Annotated in this window: 29 protein-coding genes; all 29 read left to right on the forward strand. The window is 34.7% G+C overall.

Going from position 1 to position 15,856, the window contains the following annotated elements; all coding sequences use genetic code 11:
• The first annotated feature begins 65 nt into the window (after positions 1 to 65).
• The 29 genes from rplC (at position 66) to carA (ending at position 15,847) form a co-directional block, all read left to right on the forward strand.
• Complete coding sequence (gene rplC / locus Q0800_RS11135; protein WP_299129595.1) at positions 66 to 683, forward strand: 50S ribosomal protein L3; 618 nt, start codon at positions 66 to 68, stop codon at positions 681 to 683.
• Positions 683 to 1,312: a 50S ribosomal protein L4 gene (gene rplD, locus Q0800_RS11140; protein WP_299129598.1), complete on the forward strand. Its 630-nt coding sequence runs from the start codon at positions 683 to 685 to the stop codon at positions 1,310 to 1,312. Before rplC ends, rplD begins: the two co-directional genes overlap by 1 nt.
• Positions 1,313 to 1,319: 7 nt before the next feature.
• Complete coding sequence (gene rplW / locus Q0800_RS11145; protein WP_073085351.1) at positions 1,320 to 1,610, forward strand: 50S ribosomal protein L23; 291 nt, start codon at positions 1,320 to 1,322, stop codon at positions 1,608 to 1,610.
• Positions 1,611 to 1,689: 79 nt separating this feature from the next.
• Positions 1,690 to 2,517 (forward strand): 50S ribosomal protein L2, encoded by an 828-nt coding sequence (rplB, locus tag Q0800_RS11150; RefSeq protein WP_299129603.1) that lies wholly within the window; start codon positions 1,690 to 1,692, stop codon positions 2,515 to 2,517.
• A gap of 10 nt (positions 2,518 to 2,527) precedes the next feature.
• Complete coding sequence (rpsS, locus tag Q0800_RS11155) at positions 2,528 to 2,806, forward strand: 30S ribosomal protein S19 (protein WP_008269180.1); 279 nt, start codon at positions 2,528 to 2,530, stop codon at positions 2,804 to 2,806.
• Positions 2,807 to 2,811: 5 nt separating this feature from the next.
• Complete coding sequence (gene rplV / locus Q0800_RS11160) at positions 2,812 to 3,219, forward strand: 50S ribosomal protein L22 (protein WP_299129605.1); 408 nt, start codon at positions 2,812 to 2,814, stop codon at positions 3,217 to 3,219.
• 9 nt (positions 3,220 to 3,228) lie between these two features.
• Complete coding sequence (gene rpsC / locus Q0800_RS11165; RefSeq protein WP_299129607.1) at positions 3,229 to 3,942, forward strand: 30S ribosomal protein S3; 714 nt, start codon at positions 3,229 to 3,231, stop codon at positions 3,940 to 3,942.
• A gap of 111 nt (positions 3,943 to 4,053) precedes the next feature.
• Complete coding sequence (gene rplP, locus Q0800_RS11170; RefSeq protein WP_299129609.1) at positions 4,054 to 4,473, forward strand: 50S ribosomal protein L16; 420 nt, start codon at positions 4,054 to 4,056, stop codon at positions 4,471 to 4,473.
• A gap of 12 nt (positions 4,474 to 4,485) precedes the next feature.
• Entirely contained in the window at positions 4,486 to 4,677 is a 192-nt protein-coding gene (rpmC, locus tag Q0800_RS11175; RefSeq protein WP_299129611.1) for a 50S ribosomal protein L29, read from the forward strand.
• Between the two features lie 12 nt (positions 4,678 to 4,689).
• Positions 4,690 to 4,947 carry a 30S ribosomal protein S17 gene (gene rpsQ / locus Q0800_RS11180; RefSeq protein ID WP_008269174.1) on the forward strand — a complete coding sequence of 86 codons (258 nt, stop codon included), beginning with the start codon at positions 4,690 to 4,692 and terminating at the stop codon, positions 4,945 to 4,947.
• Positions 4,948 to 4,949: 2 nt separating this feature from the next.
• Positions 4,950 to 5,318, forward strand: coding sequence for a 50S ribosomal protein L14 (gene rplN, locus Q0800_RS11185; RefSeq protein WP_155089961.1), 369 nt, complete (start codon positions 4,950 to 4,952; stop codon positions 5,316 to 5,318).
• Between the two features lie 13 nt (positions 5,319 to 5,331).
• Positions 5,332 to 5,643 (forward strand): 50S ribosomal protein L24, encoded by a 312-nt coding sequence (gene rplX, locus Q0800_RS11190; protein ID WP_299129615.1) that lies wholly within the window; start codon positions 5,332 to 5,334, stop codon positions 5,641 to 5,643.
• Between the two features lie 2 nt (positions 5,644 to 5,645).
• Positions 5,646 to 6,197 (forward strand): 50S ribosomal protein L5, encoded by a 552-nt coding sequence (gene rplE / locus Q0800_RS11195; RefSeq protein WP_299129617.1) that lies wholly within the window; start codon positions 5,646 to 5,648, stop codon positions 6,195 to 6,197.
• Between the two features lie 2 nt (positions 6,198 to 6,199).
• Complete coding sequence (rpsN, locus tag Q0800_RS11200) at positions 6,200 to 6,469, forward strand: 30S ribosomal protein S14 (protein WP_076620346.1); 270 nt, start codon at positions 6,200 to 6,202, stop codon at positions 6,467 to 6,469.
• A 102-nt stretch (positions 6,470 to 6,571) separates the two neighbouring features.
• Positions 6,572 to 6,970 (forward strand): 30S ribosomal protein S8, encoded by a 399-nt coding sequence (gene rpsH, locus Q0800_RS11205; protein ID WP_299129620.1) that lies wholly within the window; start codon positions 6,572 to 6,574, stop codon positions 6,968 to 6,970.
• Between the two features lie 12 nt (positions 6,971 to 6,982).
• Positions 6,983 to 7,525: a 50S ribosomal protein L6 gene (gene rplF, locus Q0800_RS11210; RefSeq protein ID WP_299129622.1), complete on the forward strand. Its 543-nt coding sequence runs from the start codon at positions 6,983 to 6,985 to the stop codon at positions 7,523 to 7,525.
• A gap of 10 nt (positions 7,526 to 7,535) precedes the next feature.
• Entirely contained in the window at positions 7,536 to 7,892 is a 357-nt protein-coding gene (gene rplR, locus Q0800_RS11215; RefSeq protein ID WP_299129623.1) for a 50S ribosomal protein L18, read from the forward strand.
• 6 nt (positions 7,893 to 7,898) lie between these two features.
• Positions 7,899 to 8,423 (forward strand): 30S ribosomal protein S5, encoded by a 525-nt coding sequence (gene rpsE / locus Q0800_RS11220; protein ID WP_299129625.1) that lies wholly within the window; start codon positions 7,899 to 7,901, stop codon positions 8,421 to 8,423.
• Positions 8,424 to 8,519: 96 nt separating this feature from the next.
• Positions 8,520 to 8,699: a 50S ribosomal protein L30 gene (gene rpmD, locus Q0800_RS11225; protein ID WP_114300031.1), complete on the forward strand. Its 180-nt coding sequence runs from the start codon at positions 8,520 to 8,522 to the stop codon at positions 8,697 to 8,699.
• Between the two features lie 16 nt (positions 8,700 to 8,715).
• Positions 8,716 to 9,168: a 50S ribosomal protein L15 gene (rplO, locus tag Q0800_RS11230; protein WP_299129627.1), complete on the forward strand. Its 453-nt coding sequence runs from the start codon at positions 8,716 to 8,718 to the stop codon at positions 9,166 to 9,168.
• A 10-nt stretch (positions 9,169 to 9,178) separates the two neighbouring features.
• Complete coding sequence (gene secY / locus Q0800_RS11235; protein WP_299129629.1) at positions 9,179 to 10,543, forward strand: preprotein translocase subunit SecY; 1,365 nt, start codon at positions 9,179 to 9,181, stop codon at positions 10,541 to 10,543.
• Between the two features lie 83 nt (positions 10,544 to 10,626).
• Complete coding sequence (gene infA / locus Q0800_RS11240; protein WP_007094967.1) at positions 10,627 to 10,842, forward strand: translation initiation factor IF-1; 216 nt, start codon at positions 10,627 to 10,629, stop codon at positions 10,840 to 10,842.
• 55 nt (positions 10,843 to 10,897) lie between these two features.
• On the forward strand, positions 10,898 to 11,014 hold the full coding sequence (ykgO, locus tag Q0800_RS11245; RefSeq protein WP_008269159.1) for a type B 50S ribosomal protein L36: 117 nt from the start codon (positions 10,898 to 10,900) through the stop codon (positions 11,012 to 11,014).
• A 100-nt stretch (positions 11,015 to 11,114) separates the two neighbouring features.
• A complete protein-coding gene (gene rpsM, locus Q0800_RS11250) occupies positions 11,115 to 11,489 on the forward strand; it encodes a 30S ribosomal protein S13 (protein WP_218546990.1) in 375 nt (124 codons plus the stop codon).
• A gap of 104 nt (positions 11,490 to 11,593) precedes the next feature.
• Positions 11,594 to 11,977 (forward strand): 30S ribosomal protein S11, encoded by a 384-nt coding sequence (rpsK, locus tag Q0800_RS11255; protein ID WP_299129632.1) that lies wholly within the window; start codon positions 11,594 to 11,596, stop codon positions 11,975 to 11,977.
• Positions 11,978 to 12,176: 199 nt separating this feature from the next.
• The gene (gene rpsD / locus Q0800_RS11260; RefSeq protein ID WP_299129635.1) at positions 12,177 to 12,782 is read left to right on the forward strand and encodes a 30S ribosomal protein S4; all 606 of its coding nucleotides are present in this window, start codon (positions 12,177 to 12,179) and stop codon (positions 12,780 to 12,782) included.
• A gap of 101 nt (positions 12,783 to 12,883) precedes the next feature.
• Positions 12,884 to 13,876, forward strand: coding sequence for a DNA-directed RNA polymerase subunit alpha (locus Q0800_RS11265; protein WP_299129638.1), 993 nt, complete (start codon positions 12,884 to 12,886; stop codon positions 13,874 to 13,876).
• 149 nt (positions 13,877 to 14,025) lie between these two features.
• The gene (rplQ, locus tag Q0800_RS11270) at positions 14,026 to 14,499 is read left to right on the forward strand and encodes a 50S ribosomal protein L17 (RefSeq protein ID WP_299129640.1); all 474 of its coding nucleotides are present in this window, start codon (positions 14,026 to 14,028) and stop codon (positions 14,497 to 14,499) included.
• Positions 14,500 to 14,743: 244 nt separating this feature from the next.
• Positions 14,744 to 15,847, forward strand: a complete 1,104-nt coding sequence (gene carA / locus Q0800_RS11275; RefSeq protein ID WP_299129644.1) for a glutamine-hydrolyzing carbamoyl-phosphate synthase small subunit — start codon at positions 14,744 to 14,746, stop codon at positions 15,845 to 15,847.
• Positions 15,848 to 15,856 lie beyond the last annotated feature (9 nt).

The raw sequence follows: 15,856 nt of genomic DNA on the forward strand, positions 1-15,856 counted from the left end.
AATAACAATAGATTGAAGGTAGATTGAGAAATCGAAAAACCAACAATCGTAAATCGTAAATTAAAATGTCTGGGTTAATTGGAAAAAAAATCGGTATGACCAGCATCTTCGACGAAAATGGAAAAAACATTCCATGTACAGTAATCGAAGCAGGTCCATGTATCGTTACCCAAGTCAGAACTGAAGAAGTGGATGGTTATAATGCACTTCAATTAGGTTTCGATGACGCGACAGAAAAAAACGCTACTAAAGCAGCTCAAGGGCATGCTAAAAAAGCGGGTACTTCTGTAAAACGCAAAGTCGTAGAATTTAAAGGTTTTGGTGAGGAGTACAAATTAGGTGATGCTATTACAGTAGAGCAGTTTATTGAAGGTGAGTTCGTGGATATTTCCGGAACGTCCAAAGGTAAAGGTTTCCAAGGTGTAGTAAAACGTCACAATTTTGGTGGTGTAGGTCAAGCAACGCATGGTCAGCACAACCGTTTAAGAGCTCCAGGTTCTATTGGTGCAGCTTCTTATCCTGCGAGAGTATTCAAAGGAATGAAGATGGCCGGAAGAATGGGTGGCGAAACAGTTAAAGTTCAAAATTTAAGAATTTATAAAGTAGTTCCAGAAAAGAACCTACTTGTTGTAAAAGGATGTATTCCTGGCCACAAAAATTCTTATGTAATTATTGAGAAGTAATGAAGGTAGCAGTTTTAGATATAAACGGAAAAGATACGGGAAGAAAAGCTGAGCTTTCTAAAGACGTATTTGCTATAGAGCCTAATAATCATGCAGTCTATTTGGACGTTAAGCAATACTTAGCTAACCAAAGACAAGGAACGCATAAGGCTAAAGAAAGAGCAGAAATTACTGGAAGTACACGTAAGATAAAAAAACAAAAAGGAACAGGTACAGCACGTGCAGGTTCTATTAAGTCTGGTGTATTTAAAGGTGGAGGGCGTATGTTTGGTCCAAGACCAAGAAATTACGGTTTTAAATTAAACAAAAACGTAAAGCGATTAGCACGTAAATCTGCATTAAGTATTAAGGCAAACGATAAGTCAATTGTAGTATTAGAAGATTTTAATTTCGATGCTCCAAAGACCAAAAATTTTGTTGAAGTCTTAAAGGCATTAGAGATTGACAACAAAAAGTCTCTATTTGTATTGGGTGACTCGAATAATAATGTATATTTGTCGTCGCGCAATTTAAAAGGTTCTGAAGTTATAACTAGCTCAGAATTAAGTACTTATAAAATTATGAACGCTAATAAAGTAGTTCTTTTAGAAGGTGCGTTAGAAGGAATTGAATCAAATTTAAGTAAATAGAACACAGATGAGTATCTTAATTAAACCTATCATCACAGAAAAAGCAACCATGCAAAGCGAGGTGCTTAATGCGTATGCGTTTGAAGTGAACACAAAGGCGAACAAGGTAGAAATCAAAAAAGCGGTGGAAGCTGCTTATGGTGTTTCTGTAGAAAAAGTTCGTACTATTAATGTCCGTCCAGATAGAAGAACACGTTATACAAAAACGGGAATTCAACATGGTAAAACAAATGCTGTTAAAAAAGCAATTGTACAACTGGCGGAAGGTGAAACAATAGATTTATACGCTAACATGTAAAAAAAGGTTAAAGGTGTTAGGTTACTAATAATTTTTATTAGAGAATAAACCTAAAAGCTAAAAACCAAAAACAAGACAAATGTCAGTAAGAAAATTAAAACCGATCACATCAGCTCAGCGATTTAGAGTAGTAAATGGATTTGACGCCATTACTACTGATAAGCCGGAGAAAAGCTTGCTTGCTCCGAAAAAAAGAACTGGTGGTAGAAACAGTCAAGGAAAAATGACCATGCGCTACAAAGGTGGCGGTCATAAGAAGAAGTATCGTATCATAGATTTTAAACGAAACAAAACTGGAGTTCCAGCAGAAGTTAAGTCTATAGAGTACGATCCAAACAGAACAGCATTTATTGCACTATTAAATTACCAAGACGGTGAGAAACGTTATGTTATTGCTCAAAATGGTTTACAGGTAGGGCAAAAAATCGTATCTGGTGAAAGTGGAATTGCTCCAGAAATTGGAAATGCAATGCCGTTGAGTGAAATACCTTTAGGTACAATTATTTCTTGTATTGAGTTAAGACCTGGTCAAGGTGCCGTTATGGCGCGTAGCGCAGGGGCTTTTGCTCAACTAATGGCAAGAGATGGTAAGTTCGCTACTGTAAAATTACCATCTGGTGAGACTAGAATGGTATTAGTAACGTGTATGGCAACGATAGGTGTTATTTCTAACTCAGATCATCAATTATTAGTTTCTGGTAAAGCGGGTAGAACAAGATGGTTAGGAAGACGTCCACGTACAAGACCAGTAGTAATGAATCCAGTAGATCATCCAATGGGTGGTGGTGAAGGTAAATCTTCTGGTGGACACCCAAGATCTAGAAACGGTATTCCTGCTAAGGGTTACAGAACACGTTCTAAGTCCAAAGCGAGTAACAAGTATATTGTAGAACGTAGAAAGAAATAATTAAGAAAGTATGGCACGTTCATTAAAAAAAGGACCTTATATCCATTATAAATTAGAAAAGAAAGTTGCAGAAAATGTAGCTTCTAACAAAAAGACAGTAATAAAAACTTGGTCAAGAGCATCAATGATTTCACCAGATTTCGTTGGTCAGACAATTGCCGTTCATAATGGTCGTCAGTTTGTACCAGTTTATGTTACTGAAAATATGGTAGGTCATAAATTAGGAGAATTTTCACCAACAAGATCATTTAGAGGTCATGCAGGTGCTAAGAATAAAGGTAAAAAATAAGAATCATGGGAAGTCGTAAAAAACAAATGGCGGAAGCTATTAAGGCTGAAAAAAAGCAGATTGCTTTTGCTAAGCTAAATAACTGTCCTACATCTCCAAGAAAAATGCGTTTAGTAGCGGATTTAGTAAGAGGTGAAAAGGCTGATAAAGCACTTCAGATTCTTAGATTTAGCCCTAAGGAAGCGTCGCGTCGTTTAGAGAAATTAGTAATGTCTGCAATTGCAAACTGGCAAGCTAAAAATGAAGATGCTGACGTAGAAGAAGCAAAGCTTTACATTAAGGAGATAAGAGTAGATGGTGGCACAATGCTTAAGCGTTTACGCCCTGCACCGCAAGGTAGAGCACATAGAATTAGAAAGCGTTCTAATCACGTAACCGTGGTAATAGATGCATTAAATAAAACACAAAGCTAAGATAGAGATATGGGACAAAAGACAAATCCAATCGGAAATCGCTTAGGAATTATCAGAGGATGGGAATCTAACTGGTATGGCGGAAATGATTATGGAGATAAACTTGCTGAGGATGATAAAATCCGTAAGTATATCCATGCGCGTTTATCTAAAGCTAGTGTAAGTAGAGTAATAATTGAGCGTACGCTTAAACTTGTAACCGTTACTATCACTACTGCTAGACCTGGCATTATTATCGGTAAAGGAGGACAAGAGGTAGATAAGTTAAAAGAAGAGCTTAAAAAAATTACTGGAAAAGAAGTTCAATTGAACATCTTTGAAATTAAAAGACCTGAACTAGATGCACATTTAGTAGCAGCAAGTGTTGCGCGTCAAATTGAAAGTAGAATTTCTTACAGACGTGCTATTAAAATGGCTATCGCTGCTGCAATGCGTATGAATGCTGAAGGAATTAAAATTCAAATTAGTGGTCGTTTGAATGGTGCTGAAATGGCACGTTCTGAGCACTATAAAGAAGGACGTATTCCATTGTCTACATTTAGAGCAGATATTGATTATGCTCTTGTTGAAGCACATACTACTTATGGTAGATTGGGTATTAAAGTGTGGATTATGAAAGGTGAAGTTTATGGAAAAAGAGAACTTTCTCCATTAGTTGGTCTTTCTAAGCAAAAAGGAAAAGGTGGACGTGGTAACAAAGGTAATCAACGTCGTAGAAAGTAAATAAGCTCTAGCATGATTGAGATTAGTTTCTAGTAAGGAACTCATAAAAAGAGCTAAACTAAAAACTAATTTAATCTCGATTATCGAGTAATTTTTTAAAGAAAGGAAAAAATGTTACAGCCTAAAAGAACAAAATTTCGTAAGCAGCAAAAGGGTCGTATGAAAGGAAATGCAGGAAGAGGTCATTTGTTATCAAATGGTACTTTCGGTATTAAGTCATTAGATTCGTCTTTTATAACTGCACGTCAAATAGAAGCTGCGCGTATTGCCGCTACTCGTTACATGAAAAGAGAAGGATCGTTATGGATAAAAATATTTCCAGACAAGCCTATTACAAAGAAACCTCTTGAAGTACGTATGGGTAAAGGTAAAGGTGCCGTAGAATATTGGGCAGCAGTTGTAAAACCAGGACGCGTTTTATTTGAAATAAGTGGAGTGCCATTAGACGTAGCTCAAGAAGCATTACGTTTAGCAGCACAAAAACTTCCGGTAAAAACTAAGTTTATCATAGCTAGAGATTACGAAGCTTAATAAAAAGATATTATGAAGCAATCAGAAATTAAACAGCTTTCAACAGCTGAGTTACAAGAAAAACTTAGTGAGACTAAAAAGAGTTATGTAGACCTAAAAATGGCACATGCAATATCTCCTTTAGAAAACCCAATTCAGTTACGTCATGCACGTCGTGCAGTAGCTAGAGTTGCGACTGAATTAACTAAAAGAGACGATCAATAATTCTGCTGAAAGATGGAAAAAAGAAATTTAAGAAAAGAACGTATAGGGATAGTTACTAGTAACAAAATGGAGAAATCTATAGTTGTTGCAGAAGTTAAAAAAGTAAAGCACCCTATGTATGGAAAGTTCGTGTTAAAGACAAAAAAATATGTCGCACACGATGAAACAAACGACTGCAACGAAGGAGATACTGTAAAGATCATGGAAACAAGACCTATGAGTAAATCTAAGTGTTGGAGATTAGTAGAAATAATTGAAAGAGCTAAGTAATTATGGTACAACAAGAATCAAGATTAAAAGTAGCTGACAATACTGGTGCTAAGGAAGTTTTAACTATCCGTGTACTAGGAGGAACAAAAAGACGATATGCGTCTGTTGGAGATAAAATAGTGGTGTCTGTTAAAGATGCTACTCCAAATGGAAACATCAAAAAAGGTGCAGTATCTACAGCAGTTGTTGTACGTACAGCAAAAGAAGTAAGACGGCCAGATGGCTCTTACATTAGATTTGATGATAACGCATGTGTACTTTTAAACCCTACAGGAGAAATGAGAGGAACTCGTGTCTTTGGTCCTGTAGCTAGAGAACTTCGTGATAAACAATTCATGAAAATTGTATCATTAGCACCAGAGGTGCTATAATTGATTAAGAAAGATGACAAAGCTTAAAATAAAATCTGGCGATACAGTACAAGTAATTGCTGGTGACCACAAGGGTTCAGAAGGTAAAGTACTTAAAGTATTAAAAGATAAAAACAAAGCCATAGTAGAAGGTGTAAACATGGTTAAGAAACATACTAAACCAAGTGCGCAAAACCCTCAAGGTGGTATTGTAGAGAAAGAAGCATCAATTCATATATCAAACTTATCTTTATTAACAAGTAAGGGCGAAACTACAAGAGTAGGTTATAGAATGGATGGCGATAATAAAGTAAGATTTTCTAAGAAATCTAATGAAGTAATTTAATTATGGCTTACGTTGCAAGATTAAAACAAGAGTATAAGGACAAAGTTGTTGCTGCTCTTACCGAAGAATTTGGATATAAGAATGTAATGCAAGTACCTAAGCTAGAGAAAATAGTTTTATCTCGAGGTGTAGGTGCTGCTGTTGCAGATAAAAAATTAATTGATCATGCCGTTGATGAATTAACTAAAATTACTGGACAGAAAGCTGTAGCTACAATTTCTAAGAAAGACGTTGCATCTTTTAAATTACGTAAGGGCATGCCAATTGGTGCCAAAGTAACATTAAGAGGAGAACAAATGTATGAGTTCTTAGATCGTTTAGTAACTTCAGCGTTACCACGAGTAAGAGATTTTAACGGTATCAAAGCTACTGGTTTTGATGGCCGTGGAAACTATAACTTAGGTGTTACAGAACAAATCATTTTTCCAGAAATTAACATTGATAAAATCAATAAAATATCTGGTATGGATATTACATTTGTGACTTCTGCTGATACAGACAAAGAAGCAAAGTCATTATTAACAGAACTAGGATTACCATTTAAAAAGAATTAATTATGGCTAAAGAATCAATGAAAGCTCGTGAGGTGAAGCGTGCTAAAACGGTAGCTAAATATGCAGAAAAACGTAAAGCTTTAAAAGAAGCTGGAGATTACGAAGCATTACAAAAGTTACCAAAAAATGCTTCTCCAATACGTATGCATAACCGTTGTAAACTTACAGGAAGACCAAAAGGTTATATGAGACAATTTGGTATCTCGCGTGTAATGTTTAGAGAAATGGCTAACAAAGGATTAATTCCTGGGGTAAAGAAAGCAAGTTGGTAAATAAGGAAGCGAATTAGCTTCTGTACTATTAACAATATAAGTATTGTATAATCGGAATAAAGGTTCGCAATAGTCGAAAACCATTTTCCAAAAACTAATTTTATGTACACAGATCCAATAGCGGATTATTTAACGCGAGTTAGAAATGCTGTTAAAGCAAATCACAGAGTGGTAGAAATACCGGCATCTAACTTAAAAAAAGAGATGACTAAAATATTATTCGATCAAGGCTATATTTTAAGTTATAAGTTTGATGACTCAAGTACGCAAGGTTCAATTAAAATTGCCTTAAAGTATAACAAAGACACTAAAGAGTCGGTTATTAAAAAAATTCAAAGAATCAGTAAACCAGGTTTACGTAAATATGCTGGTGCTAACGAAATGCCAAGAATCTTAAATGGTTTAGGTATTGCAATTGTTTCAACGTCTCACGGTGTGATGACGGGTAAACAAGCGCAAAGAGAAAACGTTGGTGGCGAAGTATTATGTTACGTATACTAAAAACAGGAAATTATGTCAAGAATAGGTAAAAACCCAATAACAGTTCCTGAAGGTGTATCACTTGAGATTACAGATAACTTAATCACTGCAAAAGGCAAATTAGGAGAATTAACTCAAGAGTATTCAGAAGTTGAAATAAAATTAGAAGACGGTACAATTACATTGTCTCGTCCTTCTGAGAAAAAAGATCACAGAGCAAAGCACGGTTTATACAGAGCGTTAATTGCTAATATGATAGAAGGTGTTTCTAAAGGCTGGACCAAAGAACTAGAATTAGTTGGTGTAGGTTATAGAGCATCAAATCAAGGACAAAAATTAGATTTAGCTATTGGTTTCTCTCACAACATTGTTTTAGATATTGCACCAGAAGTGAAAGTTGAGACAATATCAGAAAAAGGTAAAAACCCAATCGTTAAATTAACTTCGCACGATAAGCAATTAGTAGGACAAGTAGCCGCTAAGATACGTGGTTTCCGTAAGCCAGAGCCTTACAAAGGAAAAGGTATTAAGTTTGTTGGTGAAGAAATTAGAAGAAAAGCAGGTAAATCAGCTTAATAATTAAGTTATGGCATTGACAAAGAACGAAAGAAGAATAAGAATAAAAAACAGAATCCGTAAGGTAGTATCTGGTACTGAAAGTAGACCAAGATTAGCTGTTTTTAGAAGTAATAAAGAAATTTATGCTCAAGTCGTAAATGATGTAACTGGTGTAACTATAGCTGCTGCGTCTTCAAGAGATAAAGATATAGCAAAGTCTAAAGGTAATAAGACTGAAGTTGCGGCTTTAGTTGGTAAGGCTGTTGCAGAAAAAGCTATGAAGGCTGGTGTTGAAACTATTTCTTTTGATAGAGGTGGTTACTTATATCACGGAAGAGTAAAATCATTAGCAGAAGGTGCTAGAGAAGCAGGACTTAAATTTTAAGACATTATGTATCAAAAATATAAAAACGCAGAATTAGTAAAACCAGGTGGACTAGAATTAAAAGATCGCTTAGTTGGTGTACAGCGTGTAACTAAAGTTACAAAAGGTGGTAGAGCATTTGGTTTTTCTGCTATAGTAGTAGTAGGTGACGAAGCCGGAGTTGTAGGACATGGTTTAGGGAAATCTAAAGATGTTGCAACTGCTATTGCCAAAGCCGTGGAGGACGCTAAGAAAAATTTAGTTAAAATTCCTATTATAAAGGGAACATTACCGCACGAGCAAAAAGGTAAGTATGGTGGTGCAAGAGTAAATATAATACCTGCTGCCCCTGGTACAGGTGTTATTGCTGGTGGTGCTGTAAGAACAGTACTTGAAGCCGTTGGTATACATGACGTATTATCAAAATCTCAAGGATCTTCTAACCCACATAATGTAGTAAAAGCAACGTTTGATGCTTTACTACAATTAAGAGACGCAAAAGCAATAGCTAAGGAGCGAGGAATTTCACTAGAAAAAGTATTTAAAGGATAAAAAATAGTATGAAGTACAAAGTAGTTAGTTACTTGTAGTTTAACTACATCACATTATACTAAATACTTAATACTATATACTTAATACTAGCATAAAATGGCAAAGATTAAAGTAACTAAAGTAAAAAGTGCAATCAATCGTACTAAAAGACAAAAGCTAACATTAGAAGCTTTAGGATTAAAAAAGATTGGTCAAGTAGTAGAGCACGATGCCACACCAAATATCCTTGGTATGGTAAAAAAAGTTGAACACTTAGTTTCTGTAGAAGAAGCTTAAAAATATAGACTTAAAAATGGATTTAAGTAATTTAAAACCTGCAGAAGGTTCAGTAAAAAATCAAGGAAAACGTGTTGGACGTGGTCAGGGATCTGGTAAAGGTGGTACTGCACGTAGAGGACACAAAGGTGCTAAGTCACGTTCTGGTTATTCTAAGAAACTAGGGTTTGAAGGAGGGCAGATGCCTTTACAAAGACGTGTGCCTAAATTTGGCTTTACTAATATTAATAGAGTAGAGTATCAAGGTGTAAACTTAGATACCCTACAACAATTAGTTGACGAAAAGAAAATTAAGGATACTGTAGATTTTGATGCTCTTGTAGCATTGGGTAAAGCTGGAAAAAACGATCTAGTTAAAATCTTAGGTAGAGGAGAGTTAAAAACTAAACTAACCGTAACTGCTCATAAATTTACTGCTACAGCAAAAGCTGCGATAGAAGCTGCTGGTGGTGAAGCTGTAACTTTATAAGATTGTAAGGATGAAGATAATAGAAACACTAAAAAACGTCTGGAAAATCACTGAACTTAAGGATAGAATTATACTAACCTTAGGGCTGTTACTCGTGTACCGTTTTGGTGCTCAAGTAACTTTGCCAGGTGTAGATTTTGCTAAATTGGCGGAACTACAGAGCTCGGCAGCTCAAGGAGGATTATTAGGATTAATTAATGCCTTTACAGGTGGTGGTTTTTCTAATGCGTCAGTATTTGCTTTGGGTATTATGCCTTACATTTCTGCATCCATTGTGGTTCAATTAATGGGTATTGCGATTCCTTATTTACAGAAACTTCAGAAAGAAGGAGCTAGTGGGCAAAAGAAAATTACCCAAATAACACGTTGGTTAACTATAGGTATTTGTTTGGTTCAAGCGCCAGCCTACTTAGGTACAATTCCATCTTTATCAGGGTTGCAATCCGTTAGCCAAATGTTAGTACCTGGGTTTCCGGAGACAACATTTTATATATCTTCGGTAATAATATTAGTCACAGGCTGTGTATTTGCAATGTGGTTAGGTGAGAAAATTACGGATAAAGGTATTGGTAATGGTATATCATTATTAATTATGGTTGGTATCATTGCAACTTTACCGCAATCATTCTTACAGAATGCTGCGTCTAGATTAGACGGTGGTAATGGTGGTTTTATGATGATTCTTATAGAATTAGTAATTTGGTTCGTAATCATACTAGCGTCTGTATTTTTAGTAATGGCTGTACGTAAAGTAGCAGTTCAATATGCTAGAAGAACAGCTTCTGGCGGTTATGAAAAAAATGTGTTTGGATCTCGTCAATTTTTACCACTTAAGTTAAATGCTTCTGGTGTAATGCCAATCATTTTTGCACAAGCTATAATGTTCGCACCTGCTTATGTAGGAAAGTTATTTGGTCCAGAAAGTAGTGTAGGACAATGGATGCAAGCTAATTTCCAAGATATCTTTGGATTTTGGTATAATCTCGTATTTGCATTATTAATAATAATATTTACATATTTCTATACGGCAATTACAGTACCAACAAATAAAATGGCAGATGATTTAAAACGCAGTGGTGGATTTATACCAGGCATTCGTCCAGGTACTGAAACGGCTGAGTATTTAGATAAAATAATGTCCCAAATTACATTACCAGGATCTATCTTCTTGGCATTAGTAGCTATTTTCCCTGCCTTTGTTTACCAATTGGTAAATGTACAGCAAGGATGGGCATTGTTTTTTGGAGGAACATCACTTTTAATTATGGTAGGTGTGGCTATTGATACAATGCAACAGATCAATTCTTATTTACTAAATAAGCATTATGATGGCTTGATGAAGACAGGTAAAAACAGAAAATCTGTTACCGCATAATTATAAACACAGTTTAGAAAGTTCATTGGTAAAAAATTCGGCAAGATATTTGTTAATTGAGCAATGAACACTAAAAATAATTTATGGCAAAACAAGCAGCAATAGAACAAGACGGTACAATTATAGAAGCATTATCTAATGCTATGTTCCGTGTAGAATTAGAAAATGGTCACATAGTAACGGCTCACATCTCTGGTAAAATGCGTATGCATTATATCAAACTGTTACCAGGTGATAAAGTAAAATTAGAAATGAGTCCTTACGATTTAACTAAGGCTCGTATAACATATAGATACTAGTAAGATAAAATCGAAAGATTATATCTGACCGTTATAAACAAATAAAAAGAAACAGATGAAAGTAAGAGCATCAGTTAAAAAGAGAAGTGCTGATTGTAAATTAGTGCGTCGTAAAGGTAGACTTTACGTTATTAACAAAAAGAATCCTAGATTCAAACAAAGACAAGGATAAAAGAAAAAGTCATTAGTAATTAGACGTTAGATGAATCTGTTCGAAATCGAAAGGTTTAGGATTCTAACAACTAAAAGCTAACACTAAACACTAAATTAATATGGCAAGAATTGCAGGTGTAGACATACCAAAACAAAAAAGAGGAGTAATATCCTTAACTTATATCTATGGTATAGGTAGAAGTAGAGCTAAAGAAATCTTAGAGACGGCTAAGGTAGATGAGAGCACTAAAGTACAAGATTGGACAGACGACGAAATTGGAGCAATCCGTGAGGCTGTTGGTAATTTTAAAATTGAAGGTGAATTACGTTCTGAAACTCAATTAAACATTAAGCGTTTAATGGATATTGGATGTTACAGAGGTATTCGTCATAGGGCTGGTCTTCCTTTAAGAGGGCAACGTACTAAGAACAACTCACGTACAAGAAAAGGTAGAAGAAAAACAGTTGCTAACAAGAAAAAAGTAACTAAATAATAACAGACATCAGTCATTAGTAATTAGACGTTAGATGAATCTGTTCGAAATCGGAAGGTTTAGGATTCTAACAACTAAAAGCTAACAACTAGAAACTATAAAATATGGCAAAGTCAAGTTCAAAAAAGCGTAAAGTAATTGTTGATGCAATTGGTGAGGCACACATCACAGCTTCATTTAACAACATCATCATTTCTTTAACAAATAAAAAAGGTGATGTAATTTCATGGTCATCTGCAGGTAAAATGGGTTTTAGAGGTTCTAAAAAGAACACACCATATGCCGCACAATTAGCCGCTGAAGACGCAGCAGGTGTAGCTAAAGAAGCAGGTCTAAAGAAAGTTAAAGCTTATGTAAAAGGTCCTGGTAATGGTAGAGAATCTGCTATTAGATCTTTACATAATTCCGGAATTGAAGTAACAGAGATAATCGACGTAACTCCAATGCCACATAATGGTTGTCGTCCGCCAAAGAGACGTCGTGTGTAATGTCATCCTGAACTTGGTTCAGGATCTCACTATACCATGCTAAATTATAATAAACTAATATCATTCTAAATGTTTGATGTTAGTTTATTTTGCGTAAATTTGCAAACTTTTAAATAACAAGTATCAACGAGAGATAACCGGTTACAGAAGGATAAGATTAAGACCTTAATTCTTTAACTACTCTCAAAAACAATTAAAAATGGCAAGATATACTGGTCCTAAAACTAAAATCGCTCGTAAATTCGGGCAAGCTATTTTCGGAGATGATAAAGCTTTCGAAAAAAGAAACTATCCTCCAGGACAGCACGGTAATAACCGTCGTCGTGGAAAAAAATCTGAATATGCAATCCAGTTAATGGAGAAGCAAAAAGCTAAATATACCTATGGTATTTTAGAACGTCAATTCAGAAACATGTTTAAAAGAGCAACAGCCGCTCAAGGTATTACAGGTGAAGTTTTACTACAATTGTGTGAATCGCGTTTAGATAATGTGGTTTTTAGAATGGGTATTTCTCCATCACGTAGTGGTGCAAGACAGTTAGTATCTCACAGGCACATTACAGTAAATGGTGAAAAGGTAAATATTCCTTCTTACCAACTAAAAGCAGGTGATGTTGTAAGCGTTAGAGAAAAATCTAAATCATTAGAGGCTATTCAGAGTTCCTTAGCTAATTCTAGCAATGTTTACGAATGGATAACTTGGAATAATGATACAATGGAAGGAACGTATGTATCTGTTCCTGCAAGAATTCAGATTCCAGAACAAATCAACGAGCAGTTCATTGTAGAACTTTACTCTAAATAATAGTTTAATAATCAACATTGGTATTTGGCCAAAGGGTTTATAGGATCGCTTCAAACCTTTAGACTGCGCAACCAAATAACAATTAAAACGAAGACAACGATATGGCAATATTAAATTTCCAAAAACCAGACAAAGTAATCATGATTGATTCTACTGATTTCGAAGGTAAATTCGAATTCAGACCATTAGAACCAGGTTATGGTTTAACAGTTGGTAACGCATTAAGACGTGTGTTATTATCTTCATTAGAAGGTTTTGCAATTACATCTTTAAGAATAGAAGGTGTAGATCACGAATTTTCTACAATCTCAGGAGTCGTAGAAGATGTTACTGAAATAGTCCTTAACTTAAAGCAAGTAAACTTTAAACGTCAGATTGATGAAGTAGACAACGAAACAGTTACGATTTCAATCTCTGGACAAGATCAAATCACGGCTGGTGATTTTCAGAAGTTTATTTCAGGATTCCAAGTATTAAATACAGATTTAGTGATCTGTAACTTAGATCCTAAAGTAAACATTAATATGGAATTAACTATAGAGAAAGGTAGAGGATATGTACCTGCTGAAGAAAACAAAAAAGCTTCAGCTCCAATAGGAACTATATTCACAGATTCCATTTACACTCCAATAAAGAATGTAAAGTATAGTATTGAAAACTTCCGTGTTGAGCAAAAAACGGATTACGAAAAATTAGTTTTCGAAATCTTAACAGATGGATCTATACATCCTAAAGATGCTTTAACAGAAGCAGCTAAAATATTAATTCACCACTTTATGTTATTCTCAGATGAGCGTATCACTTTAGAAGCGGATGAAATTGCACAGACAGAGACTTATGATGAAGAATCACTTCACATGAGACAACTATTAAAAACTAAATTAGTTGATATGGATCTTTCAGTACGTGCATTAAACTGTTTAAAAGCAGCAGAAGTAGATACCTTAGGGGATTTAGTATCATTTAACAAAAACGATTTAATGAAATTCAGAAACTTTGGTAAGAAGTCTTTAACTGAGCTAGAAGAATTAGTGAATGTAAAGGGGCTTAACTTCGGAATGGATTTAAGCAAATATAAATTAGACAAAGACTAACGATTGAAGATTGTAGATTTACGAATGATGATTTTTTAAATTGTTTAAGCGTAATCCTAGAATTTTAAATCGAAAATTAATAATAATCATATTTTGCTCTTCTGACATACACAGTTAGAATTTGGTAGCAAGATGATAAAACAAGAGTCATGAGACACGGAAAAAAATTCAATCACTTAGGTAGAAAATCAGCGCATAGAAAAGCAATGTTAGCTAATATGGCATGCTCTTTAATTGAACATAAGCGTATTAACACAACAACTGCAAAAGCTAAAGCACTTAAGCAATTTGTTGAGCCTTTAATTACTAAATCTAAAGAAGATACAACACACAATAGAAGAGTTGTGATGTCTAGATTAAAGCAAAAAGATGTTGTAGCAGAATTGTTTAGAGATGTCGCCGCTAAGGTTGCTGATCGTCCTGGTGGTTATACACGTATCATTAAGTTAGGAAACCGATTAGGTGATAACGCTGATATGGCAATGATAGAGCTTGTAGATTATAATGAGCTCTATACTGCAGGAAGACCTGAGAAGAAGACACGTAGAAGTAGAAGAGGTGGTAAGAAAAGTACAACAGCTGTACCACCAGTAGAAACTAAAGCTACTAACGAAGAAGAATAATAATGAAACTAGGAAAGCCAACAGATTTTGAAATCACTAATGATAAAAATTTGATACTTTCCATTGCGTTATTTAAATCGCGATTATCGAGTGTTAATAACGATTAATAAATATAGAGGATAGACTTTTTAAGTTTATCCTTTTTTTTTGGATTTTTGCGAAAACTTAAATGAATTATTATTGATTAGATTGTCCCCTTGAGGGGATTTTAGGGGTGTTTTAAAAAAATGAGAAATTTTAAACTATGAAATACAAACAAAGAAAAAAAGCACTGATTTTATTAGCGGATGGTACAATATTCTATGGTAAATCTATAGGTAAAGAGGGTACATCATTTGGTGAGGTTTGTTTTAATACAGGTACTACAGGTTACCAAGAAATATTTACAGATCCATCGTATTATGGACAACTTATGGTCACAACAAATGCACATATCGGTAATTATGGTACTAAGGAAGAAGAAAATCAATCAAATACTGTAAAGATTGCTGGATTAATTTGTAAGAACTTCAGTTTCGAATACTCTAGACCAGCTGGTGATGCTTCTTTAGAAGACTATTTTGAAAAGCATAATACATTGGCCATTTCTGATGTAGACACGAGAGCATTGGTGAGCTATATAAGAGATAATGGAGCAATGAATGCAGTAATATCTACTGAAGTAGATAACATAGAAAGCTTAAAGAAGCAATTAGCAGAACAACCAAATATGGAAGGTTTAGAGTTGGCTTCAAAAGTATCAACTAAAGCGCCATATTTCTATGGTAATGAAAATGCCACACATAAGATTTCTGCTTTAGATATAGGTATTAAAAAGAATATCCTTGAGAACTTAGCAAATCGTGATGCTTATATAAAAGTCTTTCCTCATAATTCTAAGTTTGAAGATTTAGAAGCATTTAATCCAGATGGTTATTTTATTTCTAATGGACCTGGTGATCCAGAACCACTCGTAGAAGCTCAAGCCGTTGCAAAAGAAATTATTTCAAGAAATAAACCTTTATTTGGTATATGCTTAGGCCACCAAGTCATTGCTTTGGCTAATGGTATTTCTACTTACAAAATGCACAACGGACATAGAGGTATTAACCATCCTGTAAAAAATTTAATAACAGGAAAAGGTGAGATTACATCACAAAATCATGGTTTTGCTATAAATAGAGAAGAAACTGAGGCAAATGCCAATGTTGAGATTACACATGTGCACCTTAATGACAATACCGTTGCAGGTATTAAGATAAAGAATAAGAATTGTTTCTCAGTACAATATCACCCAGAGGCAAGTCCTGGGCCTAATGATTCGGTGTATCTATTTGATCAATTTATAGAGAATATTAAAAATAACTAATTGAAAAAT

This window comes from uncultured Winogradskyella sp. (genome assembly GCF_937958655.1).
Taxonomy (GTDB): domain Bacteria; phylum Bacteroidota; class Bacteroidia; order Flavobacteriales; family Flavobacteriaceae; genus Winogradskyella.

Coding starts and splice junctions, on each gene's coding strand:
- rplC (WP_299129595.1), top strand. CDS start 66: ATGTCTGGGTTAATTGGAAAAAAAATCGGTATGACCAGCATCTTCGAC.
- rplD (WP_299129598.1), top strand. CDS start 683: ATGAAGGTAGCAGTTTTAGATATAAACGGAAAAGATACGGGAAGAAAA.
- rplW (WP_073085351.1), top strand. CDS start 1,320: ATGAGTATCTTAATTAAACCTATCATCACAGAAAAAGCAACCATGCAA.
- rplB (WP_299129603.1), top strand. CDS start 1,690: ATGTCAGTAAGAAAATTAAAACCGATCACATCAGCTCAGCGATTTAGA.
- rpsS (WP_008269180.1), top strand. CDS start 2,528: ATGGCACGTTCATTAAAAAAAGGACCTTATATCCATTATAAATTAGAA.
- rplV (WP_299129605.1), top strand. CDS start 2,812: ATGGGAAGTCGTAAAAAACAAATGGCGGAAGCTATTAAGGCTGAAAAA.
- rpsC (WP_299129607.1), top strand. CDS start 3,229: ATGGGACAAAAGACAAATCCAATCGGAAATCGCTTAGGAATTATCAGA.
- rplP (WP_299129609.1), top strand. CDS start 4,054: ATGTTACAGCCTAAAAGAACAAAATTTCGTAAGCAGCAAAAGGGTCGT.
- rpmC (WP_299129611.1), top strand. CDS start 4,486: ATGAAGCAATCAGAAATTAAACAGCTTTCAACAGCTGAGTTACAAGAA.
- rpsQ (WP_008269174.1), top strand. CDS start 4,690: ATGGAAAAAAGAAATTTAAGAAAAGAACGTATAGGGATAGTTACTAGT.
- rplN (WP_155089961.1), top strand. CDS start 4,950: ATGGTACAACAAGAATCAAGATTAAAAGTAGCTGACAATACTGGTGCT.
- rplX (WP_299129615.1), top strand. CDS start 5,332: ATGACAAAGCTTAAAATAAAATCTGGCGATACAGTACAAGTAATTGCT.
- rplE (WP_299129617.1), top strand. CDS start 5,646: ATGGCTTACGTTGCAAGATTAAAACAAGAGTATAAGGACAAAGTTGTT.
- rpsN (WP_076620346.1), top strand. CDS start 6,200: ATGGCTAAAGAATCAATGAAAGCTCGTGAGGTGAAGCGTGCTAAAACG.
- rpsH (WP_299129620.1), top strand. CDS start 6,572: ATGTACACAGATCCAATAGCGGATTATTTAACGCGAGTTAGAAATGCT.
- rplF (WP_299129622.1), top strand. CDS start 6,983: ATGTCAAGAATAGGTAAAAACCCAATAACAGTTCCTGAAGGTGTATCA.
- rplR (WP_299129623.1), top strand. CDS start 7,536: ATGGCATTGACAAAGAACGAAAGAAGAATAAGAATAAAAAACAGAATC.
- rpsE (WP_299129625.1), top strand. CDS start 7,899: ATGTATCAAAAATATAAAAACGCAGAATTAGTAAAACCAGGTGGACTA.
- rpmD (WP_114300031.1), top strand. CDS start 8,520: ATGGCAAAGATTAAAGTAACTAAAGTAAAAAGTGCAATCAATCGTACT.
- rplO (WP_299129627.1), top strand. CDS start 8,716: ATGGATTTAAGTAATTTAAAACCTGCAGAAGGTTCAGTAAAAAATCAA.
- secY (WP_299129629.1), top strand. CDS start 9,179: ATGAAGATAATAGAAACACTAAAAAACGTCTGGAAAATCACTGAACTT.
- infA (WP_007094967.1), top strand. CDS start 10,627: ATGGCAAAACAAGCAGCAATAGAACAAGACGGTACAATTATAGAAGCA.
- ykgO (WP_008269159.1), top strand. CDS start 10,898: ATGAAAGTAAGAGCATCAGTTAAAAAGAGAAGTGCTGATTGTAAATTA.
- rpsM (WP_218546990.1), top strand. CDS start 11,115: ATGGCAAGAATTGCAGGTGTAGACATACCAAAACAAAAAAGAGGAGTA.
- rpsK (WP_299129632.1), top strand. CDS start 11,594: ATGGCAAAGTCAAGTTCAAAAAAGCGTAAAGTAATTGTTGATGCAATT.
- rpsD (WP_299129635.1), top strand. CDS start 12,177: ATGGCAAGATATACTGGTCCTAAAACTAAAATCGCTCGTAAATTCGGG.
- Q0800_RS11265 (WP_299129638.1), top strand. CDS start 12,884: ATGGCAATATTAAATTTCCAAAAACCAGACAAAGTAATCATGATTGAT.
- rplQ (WP_299129640.1), top strand. CDS start 14,026: ATGAGACACGGAAAAAAATTCAATCACTTAGGTAGAAAATCAGCGCAT.
- carA (WP_299129644.1), top strand. CDS start 14,744: ATGAAATACAAACAAAGAAAAAAAGCACTGATTTTATTAGCGGATGGT.